This window comes from Flavobacterium xueshanense (genome assembly GCF_900112975.1).
Classification (GTDB): Bacteria; Bacteroidota; Bacteroidia; order Flavobacteriales; family Flavobacteriaceae; genus Flavobacterium; species Flavobacterium xueshanense.
In genome coordinates this window covers 79,723-96,434 of record NZ_FONQ01000008.1, presented here as the reverse complement: position 1 = coordinate 96,434, position 16,712 = coordinate 79,723, and the positions used below count along the sequence as shown (strand labels likewise).

The 16,712-nt window shown below is 33.2% G+C and carries 18 protein-coding genes and 2 pseudogenes; 11 read left to right on the top strand and 9 right to left on the bottom strand.

From position 1 onward, the window contains the following. Window positions 1–152 precede the first annotated feature (152 nt). The 5 genes and pseudogenes from BMZ76_RS09290 to BMZ76_RS09265 form a co-directional block, all read right to left on the bottom strand. Complete coding sequence (locus BMZ76_RS09290) at window positions 153–2,540, bottom strand: LTA synthase family protein (protein ID WP_091205246.1); 2,388 nt, start codon at window positions 2,538–2,540, stop codon at window positions 153–155. A gap of 19 nt (window positions 2,541–2,559) precedes the next feature. Next, window positions 2,560–3,990 carry a glycosyltransferase family 2 protein gene (locus tag BMZ76_RS09285; protein WP_091205244.1) on the bottom strand — a complete coding sequence of 477 codons (1,431 nt, stop codon included), beginning with the start codon at window positions 3,988–3,990 and terminating at the stop codon, window positions 2,560–2,562. A 2-nt stretch (window positions 3,991–3,992) separates the two neighbouring features. Next, complete coding sequence (locus tag BMZ76_RS09280) at window positions 3,993–5,096, bottom strand: hypothetical protein (RefSeq protein ID WP_091205242.1); 1,104 nt, start codon at window positions 5,094–5,096, stop codon at window positions 3,993–3,995. 26 nt (window positions 5,097–5,122) lie between these two features. Next, window positions 5,123–5,491, bottom strand: a complete 369-nt coding sequence (locus BMZ76_RS09275) for a response regulator transcription factor (RefSeq protein ID WP_091205240.1) — start codon at window positions 5,489–5,491, stop codon at window positions 5,123–5,125. A gap of 775 nt (window positions 5,492–6,266) precedes the next feature. Next, window positions 6,267–6,533, bottom strand: a pseudogene (locus tag BMZ76_RS09265) (DUF2400 family protein); the annotation flags it as partial. 76 nt (window positions 6,534–6,609) lie between these two features. Here BMZ76_RS09265 and BMZ76_RS09260 point away from each other — a divergent pair. Then, window positions 6,610–7,383 carry a TIGR02757 family protein gene (locus tag BMZ76_RS09260; protein ID WP_091205237.1) on the top strand — a complete coding sequence of 258 codons (774 nt, stop codon included), beginning with the start codon at window positions 6,610–6,612 and terminating at the stop codon, window positions 7,381–7,383. On the opposite strand, the gene BMZ76_RS09255 is transcribed toward BMZ76_RS09260, so the two are convergent. From BMZ76_RS09255 to BMZ76_RS16130, 4 genes and pseudogenes are all read right to left on the bottom strand, one after another. Next, on the bottom strand, window positions 7,360–7,701 hold the full coding sequence (locus tag BMZ76_RS09255; RefSeq protein WP_091205233.1) for a hypothetical protein: 342 nt from the start codon (window positions 7,699–7,701) through the stop codon (window positions 7,360–7,362). The two genes, BMZ76_RS09260 and BMZ76_RS09255, sit on opposite strands and share 24 nt — an antisense overlap. 84 nt (window positions 7,702–7,785) lie before the next feature. After that, complete coding sequence (locus tag BMZ76_RS16460) at window positions 7,786–7,938, bottom strand: transposase (RefSeq protein WP_396230402.1); 153 nt, start codon at window positions 7,936–7,938, stop codon at window positions 7,786–7,788. A 41-nt stretch (window positions 7,939–7,979) separates the two neighbouring features. Next, window positions 7,980–8,093 (bottom strand): annotated as a pseudogene (locus BMZ76_RS16455) (multicopper oxidase domain-containing protein); the annotation flags it as partial. A 16-nt stretch (window positions 8,094–8,109) separates the two neighbouring features. Then, on the bottom strand, window positions 8,110–8,373 hold the full coding sequence (locus BMZ76_RS16130) for a transporter family protein (RefSeq protein WP_244281778.1): 264 nt from the start codon (window positions 8,371–8,373) through the stop codon (window positions 8,110–8,112). A 302-nt stretch (window positions 8,374–8,675) separates the two neighbouring features. On the opposite strand from BMZ76_RS16130, the gene BMZ76_RS09245 reads away from it, so the two are divergent. The 10 genes from BMZ76_RS09245 to ftsY all read left to right on the top strand — a co-directional run bounded on the left by BMZ76_RS09245 (window position 8,676) and on the right by ftsY (window position 16,549). Further along, on the top strand, window positions 8,676–9,875 hold the full coding sequence (locus BMZ76_RS09245) for a glycosyltransferase family 2 protein (protein ID WP_091205227.1): 1,200 nt from the start codon (window positions 8,676–8,678) through the stop codon (window positions 9,873–9,875). 84 nt (window positions 9,876–9,959) lie between these two features. Continuing rightward, window positions 9,960–11,264, top strand: a complete 1,305-nt coding sequence (locus BMZ76_RS09240; RefSeq protein WP_091205225.1) for a dihydrolipoamide acetyltransferase family protein — start codon at window positions 9,960–9,962, stop codon at window positions 11,262–11,264. A 145-nt stretch (window positions 11,265–11,409) separates the two neighbouring features. Further along, window positions 11,410–12,180 (top strand): 3'-5' exonuclease, encoded by a 771-nt coding sequence (locus BMZ76_RS09235; protein ID WP_091205223.1) that lies wholly within the window; start codon window positions 11,410–11,412, stop codon window positions 12,178–12,180. A 76-nt stretch (window positions 12,181–12,256) separates the two neighbouring features. Next, window positions 12,257–12,868 (top strand): fumarylacetoacetate hydrolase family protein, encoded by a 612-nt coding sequence (locus tag BMZ76_RS09230; RefSeq protein ID WP_091205221.1) that lies wholly within the window; start codon window positions 12,257–12,259, stop codon window positions 12,866–12,868. Then, window positions 12,868–13,212, top strand: coding sequence for an Hpt domain-containing protein (locus BMZ76_RS09225; protein WP_091205219.1), 345 nt, complete (start codon window positions 12,868–12,870; stop codon window positions 13,210–13,212). Before BMZ76_RS09230 ends, BMZ76_RS09225 begins: the two co-directional genes overlap by 1 nt. 227 nt (window positions 13,213–13,439) lie before the next feature. After that, entirely contained in the window at window positions 13,440–14,693 is a 1,254-nt protein-coding gene (locus BMZ76_RS09220) for a CinA family nicotinamide mononucleotide deamidase-related protein (protein WP_091205217.1), read from the top strand. 72 nt (window positions 14,694–14,765) lie between these two features. Then, complete coding sequence (rpmB, locus tag BMZ76_RS09215; RefSeq protein ID WP_024980263.1) at window positions 14,766–15,002, top strand: 50S ribosomal protein L28; 237 nt, start codon at window positions 14,766–14,768, stop codon at window positions 15,000–15,002. Window positions 15,003–15,029: 27 nt separating this feature from the next. Beyond that, complete coding sequence (rpmG, locus tag BMZ76_RS09210) at window positions 15,030–15,212, top strand: 50S ribosomal protein L33 (protein WP_017495179.1); 183 nt, start codon at window positions 15,030–15,032, stop codon at window positions 15,210–15,212. A gap of 76 nt (window positions 15,213–15,288) precedes the next feature. Further along, the gene (locus BMZ76_RS09205) at window positions 15,289–15,441 is read left to right on the top strand and encodes a DUF4295 domain-containing protein (protein ID WP_091205215.1); all 153 of its coding nucleotides are present in this window, start codon (window positions 15,289–15,291) and stop codon (window positions 15,439–15,441) included. 127 nt (window positions 15,442–15,568) lie between these two features. Then, window positions 15,569–16,549 carry a signal recognition particle-docking protein FtsY gene (ftsY, locus tag BMZ76_RS09200; RefSeq protein ID WP_091205213.1) on the top strand — a complete coding sequence of 327 codons (981 nt, stop codon included), beginning with the start codon at window positions 15,569–15,571 and terminating at the stop codon, window positions 16,547–16,549. Window positions 16,550–16,712: the final 163 nt, after the last annotated feature.

Below are 16,712 nucleotides of genomic sequence, written 5' to 3'. Positions count from 1 at the left end.
AATTGCGACAACAACAAATAAATTTTTTGTAAATGCTATTGACGTTTTTTATTTTTTTATCATTTCTTGTTATTATTTTTTATTTAGTTGCAGATAATTACATAAAGTTAATTTCTGATATTTAACGTATTAATATATCGCATAATTTAAATTTATTTTAAAGATTTTTTAAAATTTAGGTAGTCATTGTTTTTGGGATATTTTTTAATGATACTATCAATAATCTTATTAGATTTGACAAGGTTGTTCGTTCTTTGGTATGCTTGAGCCAATTTATAACCCAATTCGGCATCATTTATTTGATTGTCTAATGCTTGTTTGCCAATAGCCACTGCTTTTTTATTTTGGTTTGACCACCAATACACATCAATCAGCGCTAAATAGGAATCACCAAAAAAAGGGGTTCTGTTGATTACTTCCAATAATTCTTTTTCCGCATTTTTATAATCGCCATCCCAAGCTAATATTCGCCCTTTCAGAGTTCTGACGTCGCCATAATTAGGAAGGTCATTCAGAATATAATTGCATAATAATAGTGCTTTTTCGCGCTCTTTTTTGAATGCTAAATCTCTTGCTAAAAAGAATATGTGGTCGTGATCCAATCCTTTTGTTAATTTCTTAATGGTCGAAAATTCTTCAGCAGTAAACGTATATGTAGGTTTCATAAAGCTTGAAGCAGCGTTGGTGATTTTGTTTTTTGTAGTCAAATAGGCATTTAATTTTTTAAAATCTGTGAAAGAACTACTTACCGTTTCCGTCATATCGTTGTCCGTTTCACTCAGATTGAAATTTTCATCAATTTTAAACAAATTCCCATCAGAATAGAAATAATCTTTATAAATATAATCATTGATGCTTCCTTTGTATCGCATCAACGGAATATTGTGAATATTTCTAAATTGTCTCACAGTGTCAAGTCCCTGACCAAGCCAGGTTGTTTTTTCTGATACATTGAATTTGTAATTATTGGTTAAGAAAGAAACTAAACTTGGCGTTACATCACTGTGTGAAGAAATAGATTTGAATTTTGCCGTTTTCTTCAGCATGGGGCTATAAATGTAAAAAGGAACATGAAAACGCGATAAATTATCTTTTAGCGGCACCGGAATTAGCCTATGATCACCTGTAATTATAAAAATGGTATTTACATAATCAGGTCTTTTAGCATAGGCTTCCATGAAATTTTGGATAGAATTATCCGTGTACAACAAACAGGCAAATATGTCTTTGTATTCATTTAGTTTGTTTCTTTCAAAATATGATTTGGTTTTTAAAATGTGTTCCACTTTTTCTAAGTACACTTTTTTCGAAGGGAAATCAAATGGTTCGTGATTGGTAAGGGTCATTATAATATCCAGCCTGGGTTGCTTGTTATCTTGTAACTCAGTTAATGCTTTACGATATATTTCAGCATCGGGATAACCCCATGAAAATCCACCGGCATTTTCTTTTGTTTTAACGTATCCAGGGCCAAATTTATTAATATCTATTATTTTATCGATACCATTGTATTCTAAGAAATTACTTTTTCTGTCAAAACTGGATTCATCACCACAAAAATAATTGGTAGTGTACCCGTTTGATTTCAGTATACTGATAAGTGAATTGTGTTTGGGTAACGGATTCAATTCCATAAAGCCATTTTCGCCAAAAGGCAACGAACCTAATAACGAGGGCAGTGCGCCAAATGTTCTACCAGCAGTACTTACGAAATTCTCCCAATAAAGGGATTTCGATGTCAACGAATCCAGGTAAGGCGTGAAACCTTTGTAGTCACCATCATCCGTAAAATCACTACCAAGTCCTTCGACAATTATAAAAACAACATTTGGTTTCTCTTTGCTGATGTTGAAAAATGGAGCCAGAACATCTTTAATGTTTTCTGAGGATTGTTCTAAAGGGTATTCTTTTTTAAAAGTGGTATTGCCCTGAGAAGCCAAAGATTTATCATTTTCAGCACGAATGATGTCACTCAACAAGAAATTCAATTTGTTTTGAGTAGCAGGTTTACTGCTTCCGGCAAGTATTAAATTTAAACTTCCAAAAACGAATACAGCTGCAAGTAAAATTTTAGAGTTGATTTTATGTCCAAAAAAATGCAACAACCAGTTCAGTGCCAAATAAATAACAGGCAAAGCTATCAAAGGTAAAAACAGAAGGAATGAAATGGACAAAGATGCAGTAACAGTAGTGTACATATCACTCAATGAATACCCTAAGAGATCTGCACCAAGATTAATATGAGTCGTCATGCTGTATCCTATTAGTCCAAGTTGAATGAGTGCAATAACAGAGAATAGTATTTTGATAACAATTATTGCCACAGAATTTTTAATGTATTTTAATACTAAATACAACGGAAAAAACAATAAACCAATTAATATTCCGGTGAAAAAATCATTTAATATTTTATACGCGAATGACAGTTTATCAAAATTTTTGAATACTTCAATAAAACTTAACAGACAAAAAATAAGGATTAACGAAACCGTTGCATATAGGTATTCTAAAATGTCTTTATAAGTAAATTTCACTTTCATTAATCTGTGGTTTATTGTTTTATCCTTTCGTCATTCCTTTTCGGGTCATTTCTCCCCATTTCTTCTTTTTGTTAAAATAGTAATCTATATTTCCTCGAATTGCAGCATATAAAATAAAGGGATGAGTAACGATTGGTTCTAAAAAAGCGATCCGTAATAAGCGAAAACCCGTTCCTTTCTTTTTATACTGATGATAGGTTAATTCTTCAGTAACTAAGGCTATCAGCGAAAAGAAAACAGTAAATAAATAAGCTAAAGTGATAAAGGCAAATGAATAATCCCATCGTACTAGATTAAACAAAATAAGGATTCCAAAATAAAACAGACCAACCACTTCGATTACGGGTGCCAATCTTTCGAAAAAAAACCAATACGGATAACTCAGCATTCCCAGCGCTTTATATTTTGGATTAAAGCCAATTTTCCGATGTCTTCTTAAGGTTTCAATAGTTCCGCGAGTCCATCTGTTTCTTTGCGAAATAAATATTTTATAATTATCAGGAGCTTCTGTCCAGCACAACGGATCAGGAATATACGCTACTTTATATTTTTTTTTCAGCTCTTCCATGTGGCCTCTCATTCTCACCACAAGCTCCATATCTTCTCCTACAGTTTTAGTGTCGTAACCGCCAACCCTAATTGCAATTTTTTTATCAAAAAGACCAAAAGCTCCAGAAATAACTAACAAACCATTGAGTCTGCTCCAGGCCATTCTTCCTAATAAAAAAGCACGAATGTATTCTAAAATTTGTCCTTGCTCCAATAGTTTTTTAGGAAAATTGACGTCATGTAATTTACCGTCTTTGACAACACAGGAATTCGAAATTCTGATTACTCCACCGGCAGCAATAACTCTTCTATCAGTAATCTCCAGAAATGGTTTTATCATTTTTTGAAGAGAATCTTCTAATAATAAACAATCTACATCGATACAAGCTACATATTTACTGTTGCTTATATTAAGTCCCATATTCAAAGCATCAGATTTCCCTCCGTTTTCTTTATCAACGATAATTAGTTTTTCAAATGCGGGATTTGTTGATTTGTAAATTCCTTTTCTGAGGGGTTTGGTCGGAATTTGTTCATTGATGAGATAATTTACCGGTACCAAATCATAAACGTCAATCAGTTTTTCTAAGCTGTCATCTTTACTTCCGTCATTTACTATAATTACGTCATAATTTACATAGTGGTTAGACAATAAGGAACGCACGTTTTCAACAATATTCAAACTTTCATTATACGCTGGTGCGATGATAGAAATAGAAGGTGAAATGTTTGAGGACATTATTTCTTTGTAATTTACAAAACTGTTTTTTCGTTTGTATTCAACCGTCTCCACAGCAGAAATGGCGGCAAGCAGGAGATAAGATCCGATTGCCGCAATGCTGTATATAAAAAATAAATAATGAATTACCTCAAGAATAATTTGATATGTAGTTGCTCCCATATTTAATTATTTTCGATGAAATTAACAATTCTTAAAAAATTAGACTCAGAAGATTCAAATTTAAGAAGGTTGAATCTTTCTCTATTTAGCACTTTTAAAATTTTTAAAGTAGAAACTTTAATTTCGAAAATTTCGTGATGGATGTATTTCATTACAAAAGACTCATCGGTTTGTTCATACAAATCCTCCATCAGTTTAAAAAAAGCAATTTGTTCCTCCAGGCTTCGTCCTTCGATATTATTTTTCAAAATGTCTTTGGCTTCTAAGACATTTAAATAACTTAATACATGTATAGCTTCTAATCTGATTTTTTTATTAATGTGGTATAACAAATTTATCAATTCGTCTTTTGCCTCAAACTGATTGTAAATTTTTGCAAGTTTTAAAGCAAAAATAATAACGGAATCATTAGAGGAATTCAACCAAGATTTGATATTAGAAATATTTTGGTTTTCCAATCGCTGCAATACTTCTAATAATTGAATTTGGTCCCACTCTGATAATTGCGTTTCTAAAACATCTAAAAAATCAAGTCCGTCAAAATAAAATAAATTGACCATGTACAATTGCATTTCTTTTCGGACTTCTCTTCTGGGATGATTGATGTGAACAATAACTTCATCATGCGCTTCCTTTACATGAAATTGCTTTAGTTCGCGAATTCCTTTAGCAATAACATACCATTTTTTATGTTTTAATCGTGATAAAGCAAAATTGACAAGACCCGTATGAAAGTACAGTTTCTGAATAGCTTCAGCAATTTCCCCTGAAACTTCATTTTTTAATTTCAACAAAACAGCAATTAAAATTTTTCGTCTGAACGGGTCTTTAATACATTCTTTTAATTGATTAATAATTACTTTCTGCTCTGAACTGATTTCCTCTTCTTCATTTCCGGAATACAAATAGTTAATAAGAGACGATTCAAAATCATTCTCAAATTCAGCTGTTACTCTTTCTTTTTTTCTCAAATGTCCTCTCAAAAACTTTAGATAAAGAATCAATGGAGTGATAATTACGAAAAACACACCACTAATGCTCCATGCTACTTGAATAATAGATGGCGATTCATTAAAATAATCAATCAAATAGTAATTTGTATTCATGTTATAATATCAGGTAATTTAAACTATTAGGGCAGTAATCTTTTTACTCTAATGACCAGTTCATTGGGGCTTAAAGGTTTACTCATAAAATCAGTAGCACCTAAGTCAAATGCTTTCAGGACTATTTCCTCTTGACCGGCTGATGAAAAAACAATGATAGGAGTTTGCATGTTCAGTTTGTTTCTTACATGACTAATAACCTCTAATCCGCTGATGAAAGGCATCATAATATCGGTCAAAATTAATTCTGGACTGTGTTCTTCAATTAATTCAATTGCTTCTTTGCCATCCACAGCGGTCAGGATTTTATAACCCTCTTTTTCTAATCTAAATTTGAGTAACAACAAAAAAATAGAATTATCCTCTGCTAAGACAATTTTTTTGGGATCACTCATGGAACATTAATTTTAATTCTGGTAAAAATATAAACGATAAGTGCTTTAAAATAAATTGGTAAAAATTTATAACTTCTGCAATTTTGTTTTGTAGTTTTTCTCTAAGTAATTTTTTTATCATGGATTGAATCTCTAATTTATTTTACTTGGGAATGCCAAATAGGAATGATTGGTCTAATACCTAACATCTATATCTACGAAAAGCCATCAACAATAGTTTCTGACTTTTAATTATTTAATGAAGTTATTTAAAACTTGTTGATTTCAGTAAATTATTAAAGTAATTAAACAAAGATTATATCCATCGCGATGAAGGCCTACTTATAATTTTTGTTTTAAACTAATATAAACTGTTATAAGAAAGACTTGTTTTGAAGTAATCATTAATTTTGTCTTTGTTTCCAAATCCATTATTTTTTAGATAAAGTAACAGCTGAAAGCTGGGAAAAGAAAAAAGCGAATGATGTTTGACAAAATGCCGAATCAAATCATTGGATAACTTGAGTATATAAAAAGAATTATTGGGAAAATTAAATTTAGTTATTAAATTTTTTAAGGTACTAAAAAATATTAATTCAGTTCGGAAAATAATGTTGATATCAATATTATTTCGCAGCAAAACATTCAGGTAGGTTTTCATGTTTTTGTTCAGTTTAAGTTCGATTTTTGTAAGGGCATTGGTTGTAAATAAAATAGTGGGGACTATTCTAAAACAGCTTTAGGCCTAAATATATAAATAAAAATTATACAAACAACAAATTAACTTTCGGGGAAGTTAAAATCCTTCGAAAATCCCTAATCTAATTAAGGCAAAATCGTATTTTACGGAGTCCTTTGCATCAAATTCACGAAGTTTTAAATCTAATTCTGATAATGCTTTGCCATCATTTTCTTTTCGGGTCAAAACACCTAATTTGCGTGCCACATTTCCGGAATGTACGTCCAAAGGACAAGATAATGAAGCTGTTGAAATACTTTTCCAGATTCCTAAATCGACTCCTTTATTGTCTTGGCGAATCATCCAACGGAGATAAATGTTGATGCAGTTAAATAAGGTAGCCTTAAATTGTTCCATGAATTAACTTATATTTGCCTATATACAAAGGATTCACAACGAAATGAGAGAATTAAGTAAAGAGGAGTTAAAAGATTTTTTAGATTCAAAAGTCCTTCAATATAACACGAGTGACTTTATTGAACCAGACCCTATAAGTGTTCCTCATCGTTATTCTTTAAAAGAAGATATTGAAATTGCTGGATTTTTAGCTTCAACAATAGCATGGGGAAATCGAAAGATGATAACTAAAAATGGTCATCGTATGATGGATATGTTAGGTGATTCTCCCTATGACTTTATTATGAGTCATAATGATTATCAACTGGAACAATTGGAAGGTTTTGTTCACCGTACATTTAATTCAGTTGATTTAATTCATTTTATAAAAGCTTTAAAACACATATATACTAACAAAGGTGGTTTACAACAAATTTTTACAGACAATCAAATAGACACTTCTTTACAACCAGCGATACATGCTCTTAATGAAGCTTTCTTTGAAATTCCACATTTAATTAGAACACGAAAACATGTAGCTGACCCATACAAAGGCTCAGTTGCAAAAAGAATCAATATGTGTTTAAGGTGGTTCGTTAGAAATGATAATACTGGTGTAGACTTAGGAATTTGGAACAATATTTCCCCTTCCAAGCTTTCATGCCCACTTGATGTTCATTCTGGCAATGTAGCTCGTAAATTAGGCTTGTTAACCAGAAAACAAAATGATTCTAAAGCTTTATTAGAATTGGATACTAGTTTAAGATTACTTGACGCACATGACCCCGTAAAATATGATTTTGCTCTTTTCGGATTAGGAATATTTGAAGGATTTTAGCAAATACTGTTGGTCTAGTAATTGCATTATTTTCAAGTTCTCTAAACTTTCCTGTTTTGCTATATAGTAAAGACCGCCGCGATGAATTTCTAATAATCGACATTGTTTGACAATGCTCAATTTATTTTGGGTATCGACCATTTTCACTCGTTCACTGATGGATACTAACCCAGACTTTTTTTTTAAAAAGTCATTCTCCAAAGTCAGCTCACCTATTCGAGCATAGAGTTTCTCTGTTGGAATTTTATCTTTGGCAACGACCGTTTTTTCTGCAGAAAAAACCGCAGAAAGATTCCGTATGGCTTCCGCCTTCCACATTGAAATTTGGTTGGGCAGCAACTCGTATTTTTTTTGCTAATACCTCGATGGTATCTTTCTCTTTCTAAGCAACAAACCAATGGCTCAATATTCTTTATAAAATCCAATCCATTTGCGACGGTTTGATCTTTCTAAACCCTTTTCAATAGAAACATTATTGCAAGAATAATGTTTTTCTAATGCTAATTTTACGCATTCAAGCTTAAACGCATGATCATACTTGACTTTTCTTTCCATAAAAAAATACCCAAATAGTGTCTAACTTTTTCGGGGCAATCTATTCCGCTCATCATGTGATATAAAATATGACAATGAAAAAACCAATTGCCACTTTCGATGGCTGCAAATTCGCGCGTATCAGTTTCCATTGGCAAGATGTCAATGATCTTTTTTCATTGGAGCGTAATCTTATTGTCTGTTGATTATAGCCAATGCTGTATTTACTTTTATTGGATCTGTTCCATTTGGTCTAACTGTTTTTCCATTTGTATCATTTATAGATCCGCTATAATGAGAAAGGTAGCCCATATAATAAGCTCCTGGTGCAGGTGGTGCACCGTCTAATACAGATGTGAATCCAAAATTTCCTGGAGCTTGATATTGAGCAAAGGCATTTGGCGCAAAACAAAGGACAAGAACTGCAATAAATAATAATTGTTTGATTTTTTTCATGTTTTAAATATGGTTTAGGTTAATTATTCCGTAAACCTAAAAGTGGAACCTTTGGTTTAACTTTGTCTATCAAAATTATTTTCCTAAAAGAATAAAAAATAAGAACATCTCTCCTAAATTTTGTGGTTATGACGCACAAGGAAACCCAATTTCCGAAAAAGAATATACTTAAGAAATTCACGAGGCTTTACATCAATTGTGCGAAGGGAAGTTAGAAACCTATTCGAGTGAAGAAGTATAAATAAAAATAGTAGGATAGTTTTCTACTTTTCTAATTGGCAAGTTATAATTATATTTGTCCGATGCAACTATCCGTCATCATCCTCAATTACAACGTTCGGTATTTTCTCGAACTATGTGTTTTAAGCGTTCAAAGCGCGTTAGAAACCATTGACGGCGAAATCATTATAATCGATAATTATTCTTCCGATGATAGTTGTGCGATGATGAAACAACGTTTTCCAAATGTAAAACTCATTCAAAACAAAGGAAATCTAGGTTTTCCGAAAGGAAATAACATTGGCGTAGCCCAAGCCAAAGGCGAATATATTTGCATTCTCAATCCGGATACTGTTGTCGCGGAAGATACCTTTATAAAAGTATTGGCTTTCGCCCAACAACAAGCGGATTTAGGAATCGTGGGTTGTAAACTCATTGACGGAGCCGGAAATTTTCTGCCCGAAAGCAAACGTGGCGTTCCGACTCCTTGGGTTGCTTTTACTAAAATCACGGGTTTGTATAAATTATTTACAAAGTCAGGAACATTTGGGAAATATTATGCGCAACATTTAAATGAAAACCAAACAGGAAAAACAGACATTCTAGTGGGTGCTTTTATGTTCCTGAAAAGAGATTTGTATCTTGACGTGGGCGGATTTGATGAAGACTGTTTCATGTACTCTGACGATATTGATTTGTCGTATCGAATTTTGCAAAAAGGAAAGTCGAATTATTATTTCCATGAAACTACTATAATCCACTATAAAGGAGAAAGTACGGTAAAAGACGAAACGTACATGAAGCGTTTCCAAGAAGCTATGAATTTCTTTTACAAAAAACATTTTAATCCTCGATCCCGAGGTTTTGGGACGGGATCTGTGTTATTCTCGCTTTTTATGAAACTGGGAATTGTCTTTTTCTCTTTGGTAAAAATGTTTCAAGGAAAACCTTTCCGAAATTTCGGATTAAAAACAACTCCAAAATCATATTTTTTGTATTCGGCGAACGAAAAATTAGTAGAAAAACTGCGTTTGATTTTACAAAATAAAGTCCAGTTTCACGATTTAAAAACAGAAAAAATGGTAATTTCGTCTTTTGTTAAAAGCAAAGCAAGTGCAGAAGTTATTTTGGATAACGAATTCATAACTTTCAAAGAGTGTATAGAAATTCTCAAATATTCAAGTAATAAAGGATTTACCTTTAAAATTATACCAAAAAACGCTAATTTTTTAATAGGAAGTAACAATAGTAATGAGAGAGGTGAGATTATAGAAATAGAGTAAAAAATTGCATTTAATGTAATTTATATTTGAAATATTTAGTAATTTCGCAAACTGAAAATCAATATCACCTTTGAGGTTAACAATATGGCAAGATTTGAATTAAAACTTCCAAAAATGGGAGAAAGCGTTGCAGAGGCAACTATTACAAACTGGTTAAAAGAAGTTGGAGACAGAATTGAAGCTGACGAAGCCGTACTTGAAATTGCTACTGATAAAGTAGACAGTGAAGTGCCAAGCGAAGTTTCTGGAATTTTGGTGGAACAATTGTTTGGAAAAGACGATTTGGTTCAAGTGGGTCAAACTATCGCAATTATTGAAACCGAAAGCGGAGAACTTGTGTCAATTGTTAAAGAAGAGGCTGCCCCAGAGGCTGTTGCCGAAGTGACAAAAACAGTGGATGCCGCTAAAGAAAGTGTCGCAGCTCCAGTAGATTTCTCTGATTCTGAAAAATTCTTATCGCCATTGGTGAAAAATATTGCTAAAGAAGAAGGGGTTTCTGTTGCAGAATTAACAGCAATTTCCGGAACAGGAAAAGAGGGAAGAGTAACTAAAAATGATATTTTAGACTACGTAAAAAATAGAGCAAGCCAACCGACAGCTGTTGCAGCTTCGGTGGCGGAAGTTCAAAAACCAGTTGCAGCTCCAGTCGCTCAAAAAGCAGCTCCGGTTTCTGTAAGTGGTGGTGATGAAATTATAGAAATGGACAGAATGCGCAAGCTGATTGCGGGCTACATGGTAGCTTCGGTGCAAACTTCAGCTCACGTTCAGTCGTTCATTGAAGTCGATGTGACGAACATTGTAAAATGGAGAGAGAAAAATAAAAATGCTTTCGAAAAGAGAGAAGGAGAGAAGTTGACTTATACGCCAATTTTTATGGAAGCAGTTGCGAAAGCGATAAAAGATTTTCCAGGAATGAATATTTCTGTGGATGGCGATTATATTATCAAAAAGAAAAATATTAACCTTGGAATGGCAGCTTCGTTACCAAACGGAAATTTAATTGTTCCTGTTATTAAAAATGCAGATCAGCTAAATTTAGTTGGAATGGCCAAAGCGGTAAATGATTTAGGAGGTCGTGCAAAAGCTGGAAAACTAAAACCGGACGATACTCAAGGCGGTACGTATACGGTTACCAATGTGGGGACTTTTGGTAGTGTTTTTGGTACGCCAATTTTGAATCAGCCGCAAGTGGGTATTTTAGCCCTTGGAGCAATCCGTAAAATGCCGGCGGTAATCGAAACTAGGGATGGAGACTTTATTGGTATTCGTCAAAAAATGTTCTTATCTCACAGCTACGACCACAGAGTAGTTGATGGTGCTTTAGGAGGTAGTTTTGTAAAAAGAGTCGCTGAATACTTAGAAGCTTTTGATGTAAACAGAGATGTTTAAAAGTTTATAATTACTATAAAAACCCGATTGATTTTAAAAAATCAATCGGGTTTTCTTTTTTTGAGGTTTTCTGGAACTTTAAACGTTGAACTTTAAATGAAATTAAACCCAAATTTCTATATTTGTAGCCACACAAAAATTTAAAATGGAACTTAAACTTAATAAACCAATTTGCTTTTTCGATCTTGAAACCACAGGAATTGACATTGGAAAAGATAGAATTGTAGAAATCTCAATATTCAAAGTTTTTCCCAACGGAAACAAAGAAAGCAAAACATGGCTGGTAAATCCAACAATTCCAATTCCGCCGCAAACAACGGCTGTTCATGGCATCACGGATGAAAAAGTGGCAAATGAACCTACTTTTAATGAACTAGCGTCGCAAGTTTACAATATGATGAAAGACAGTGATTTGGCTGGATTTAATTCAGATCGTTTTGATATTCCGTTATTGGCAGAAGAAATGTTACGTGCCGGAGTAGATTTTGATATGAAAGGGAGGGTTTCAGTAGATGTGCAAACAGTTTTTCATAAAATGGAAGAACGAACATTAAGTGCAGCACACAAATTTTATTGTGGAAAAACGCTTGAAAATGCGCATTCAGCAGAAGCAGATACCATGGCCACTTACGAAATTTTGAAAGCACAACTGGACCGTTATCCGGAACTGGAAAACGACATGAAATTATTATCAGAGTTTACAACAAGAAAGAAAATTGCTGATTTTGCCGGAATGATTGCTTTTGATAAAGACAATGAAGAAATTTTTACTTTTGGAAAACACAAAGGAGTAAAAGTGGATAAAATTTTAGAAACAGAACCCGGTTATTTCAGTTGGATTCAAAATGCTGATTTTCCGTTGTACACCAAAAAAGTTTTAACGGCAATAAAATTAAGAAAACTGAACACGAAATAAGTTTTCAATCGCAGCCTCAGTTTTCAATTTGTAAGCTGCGACTGATAATTGCGACTGATAACTGAATACTAAATTTATGAAGATAATCTGCATCGGTAGAAATTATACCAATCACATAGAGGAATTGCATAACGAAAGACCCACGGAACCAGTAGTTTTCATGAAGCCGGATTCGGCAATTTTATTGAAACAACACCCATTTGTAATTCCGGAATTTTCGGAAGATGTGCACCATGAAATTGAAATTATTGTCAAGATAAGTAAAGTGGGGAAATACATCGAACCTAAATTTGCGCATAAATATTATGAAGAAATCAGTGTGGGAATTGATTTTACTGCTCGCGATTTACAGGATAAATTAAAAGCAAAAGGGTTGCCTTGGGAAAAAGCAAAAGCATTTGACGGCTCGGCGGTTATAGGTGAATTTTTGCCAAAAAATCAATTTAGTTCATTAGAAAATATTACTTTTGAATTAACCAACAATAATAAGACAGTACAAATAAGCAATTCTAGTTTTATGCTGTGGAAAATTGACGAACTCATTTCGTATGTTTCTCAGTTTTTTACGTTAAAAATTGGCGATATTATTTTTACAGGAACCCCGGAAGGAGTCGCTGCCGTTAAGCCAGACGACGTTTTGGAAGGATTTTTAGAAGGACAACAACTATTTAGAATACAAGTAAAATAATGGCTATAAATTACAACCTATCAAAAGTGTACGCACTTTCAGACAACGATCCTGAATTTGTAAATGAAATTTTGACTTTATTTGTTACCGAAGTTCCAGATGATTTACAACAAATAAAAGAAGGAATTAAAAAGAAAGACCACAAGCATGCTTATGCTTATGCGCACAAGATAAAACCAACCTTAGATTTGATGGGTTTAAATGTGGCTTTTGAAGAGATTCTTCAAATAGAAGCCTGGACCAAAGCCGAAGGTAAAAAGAAAGATATCAAAGAAACTTTTAAGAGCGTAAAAAAACAAGTCAACGACGCTATCAAAGAAATTAAAAAAGACTTTAATTTGTAATATTGGGGCGTGACCACGCTTTCACTATCGTTACAGCCTGGTCGGGCTATCCGTTGCAAACGAAGTTCATATAACTTCTATGAAAATAATTGTTAGGTGAAGTAATCTTACGAATAAAAATCGGGAGGATTTTCACTTTTATCCCGCACGCAAAAAAAATCGGAATGTACTAGTTCACAAAATCCTTTTTTTAGATTGCAATCTCACAAAAAAAATATTCCAAAAAAATGAAAGCAACTATAGTTACTATTGGTGACGAAATTTTAATAGGCCAAATTGTCGATACAAACTCTGGCTTTATAGCCAAATCATTAGATAAAATCGGTGTGGAAATCAACGAAATGATTTCGATAAGTGATGATAAAAAACATATTTTGGATACGTTTGCTTCGCTTCAAAACAAAGTAGATTTAGTGATTATAACTGGTGGTTTAGGGCCAACAAAAGATGATGTGACCAAGAAAACTTTCTGTGATTATTTTGAAGATGAACTAGTCATTGATGAAGCGGTCGAGAAGCACGTAATTGAGCTTGTTGAGCGTGTGATGAACAGAACTGCATCGCAAATCAATAGAGACCAGGCATTGGTTCCGTCAAAATGTACAGTTCTTCACAATCAGGTGGGTACCGCGCCAGGAATGTGGATGAAAAAGGAAAATACCGTTTTTATTTCGCTTCCCGGAGTTCCTTATGAAATGAAATATCTGGTGGAGCATGAAATCATCCCAAAAGTAATTCGGGAATACAAACGTCCTTATATTATCCATAAAACAATTCTTACTTACGGACAGGGCGAAAGTCTGGTGGCGGAACGCATAGAAGACTGGGAAAATAATCTTCCTGAATTCATTAAATTAGCCTATTTACCAAGTCCGGGAAGAGTTCGTTTGCGTCTTTCTGCACGAGGAACTGATAAGGAAAAATTAGAAACGGCTCTTGATGAAAATGTAAAATTATTAGATGCAATAATTAATGATATTATTGTTGGTTTCAATGATGATGAAACTATTGAAGTGGTAGTAGGAAGGTTGCTGGGAAAACAAAACAAAACTATTTCGACTGCCGAAAGTTGTACAGGAGGTAAGATTGCTGAAGTTTTAACATCAGTTTCAGGTTCTTCAAAATATTTTAAAGGAAGTGTGATTTCCTATGCAACAGAGGTTAAAATTGATGTTTTGGGTATTGCTGAAAGCTTGATAAAAGAATATTCTGTCGTAAGCCGAGAAGTAGTTTCAGCGATGGCTTTGAATGTGAAAGCGATGATGAAAACAGATTATGCAATTGCGACAACAGGAAATGCCGGACCTTCAAAAGGGGACTCAAATGCAGAAATTGGAACAGTTTTTATTGCATTGGCCACTCCAAATGAAATAATTGTTGAAGAATTTAATTTTGGTCAACCCCGTGAAAAAGTGATAGATAGAGCGGTAATTAAAAGTTTGGAACTGTTACAGAAAGAAATTTTAAAAAATGTGCGATAATATTGTTGGTTAATAGGTTTATTTTTCTTTTCTTTGCACCCTGATTTTGAATAACGATAAAAGATAAGTATAATGTCAAGAGTTTGTGACCTTACAGGTAAAAGAGCGATGGTAGGAAATAACGTTTCTCACGCTATGAACAAAACTAAGAGAAAATTTTCTGTAAACTTAGTTAAAAAGCGTTTTTATCTTCCAGAAGAAGATAGATGGATTACTCTAAGAGTAGCTGCATCTACGATAAAAACAATTAATAAAAATGGAATTGCTGCGGTTTTGAAAAAAGCACAGTCAGAAGGATTTATTAAATAATCCATTCCAAAATAAAAAAATAGCAAGATGGCAAAGAAAGGTAATAGAATCCAGGTAATTTTAGAATGTACTGAGCACAAGACTTCAGGTGTTGCAGGAACTTCAAGATACATAACTACAAAGAACAAAAAGAATACTCCGGACAGATTAGAGATTAAAAAATTTAATCCAATCTTGAAACGTGTAACTGTTCACAAAGAAATTAAGTAATAATTAGAGATTTGAATAAAAGTGTCAAATGATCAACATTTGAAAATTTTATTTAAATTTAAATAACATTTGAATCATGGCAAAGAAAACCGTAGCATCGTTACAAACATCTTCTAAGAGATTATCAAAAGCCATCAAAATGGTGAAATCTCCAAAAACAGGTGCATATACATTCGTAGAATCTATTATGACTCCTGAATCAGTTGATGAATTCTTGAAAAAGAAATAATCAACATTCATATTATATAGAAAAGCTACTTTCATTCGAAAGTAGCTTTTTTATTTTCTATATTTACGGGCAGAAAGCGTATAAGTTCTTTGGACTTAAATACTTCATTCTTAATACTATTTACACAATGAGTTTTTTCAAAAGAATATTTTCATCAGAGAAAAAAGACCCGAGCCTAAGCGAACAGGCGAAGCAAACATTAGACAAAGGTCTTGAAAAATCAAAAACAAATTTCTTTTCGAAGTTAACCAAAGCGGTTGCAGGAAAGTCAAAAGTGGATGATGAAGTCTTAGATAATTTAGAGGAAATCTTAGTTGCCTCAGATGTTGGTGTGAATACAACCTTAAAGATTATTGCCAGAATTGAAAGTCGTGTTGCTTCCGATAAATATCTTGGTATAGAAGAACTTAATCAAATTCTTAGGGAAGAAATTGCGGCTTTGTTATCCGAGACCAATTCTGGCGAAGCAACCGAATTTGTAATTCCAATTCAGACTAAGCCTTATGTTTTAATGGTAGTTGGTGTTAATGGTGTTGGAAAAACGACTACCATTGGTAAATTAGCTTATCAATTTAAAAAAGCAGGTTATAATGTGGTTCTTGGTGCTGCCGATACTTTTCGGGCCGCTGCCATCGATCAATTGCAAATTTGGGCGGATCGAGTAGGCGTTCCTATTGTTCGTCAAGATATGGGAAGTGATCCGGCTTCGGTAGCTTTTGATACCTTACAATCAGCAGTGGCACAAAATGCTGATATCGTAATCATCGATACTGCAGGACGTTTGCACAATAAAATTAATTTAATGAACGAATTGACCAAAGTAAAACGAGTGATGCAAAAAATTGTTAATGATGCGCCACATGATGTATTATTAGTTTTGGATGGATCAACCGGTCAGAATGCTTTTGAACAAGCAAAACAATTTACAGCTGCTACAGAAGTTACTTGTTTAGCCGTTACTAAACTAGACGGAACTGCAAAAGGTGGCGTAGTAATTGGAATTTCGGATCAGTTTCAAATTCCTGTAAAGTATATTGGTGTAGGAGAAGGAATTGAGGATCTTCAGGTTTTTAATAAATACGAGTTTGTAGATAGTTTTTTTAAATAATAACAGGAATGAATTTTTCTTCTATCAAAAATAGTAACCCAATTTATTTTTATTTTATAAGTATTGTTTCTTTTATTGTGGCCAATCTTATTCGAGACAAAAGTCTTGGTTTCTATTATTTTTTATTAATAATTGGTTTGATTTTCTTTGTTTTAGGTTTTAT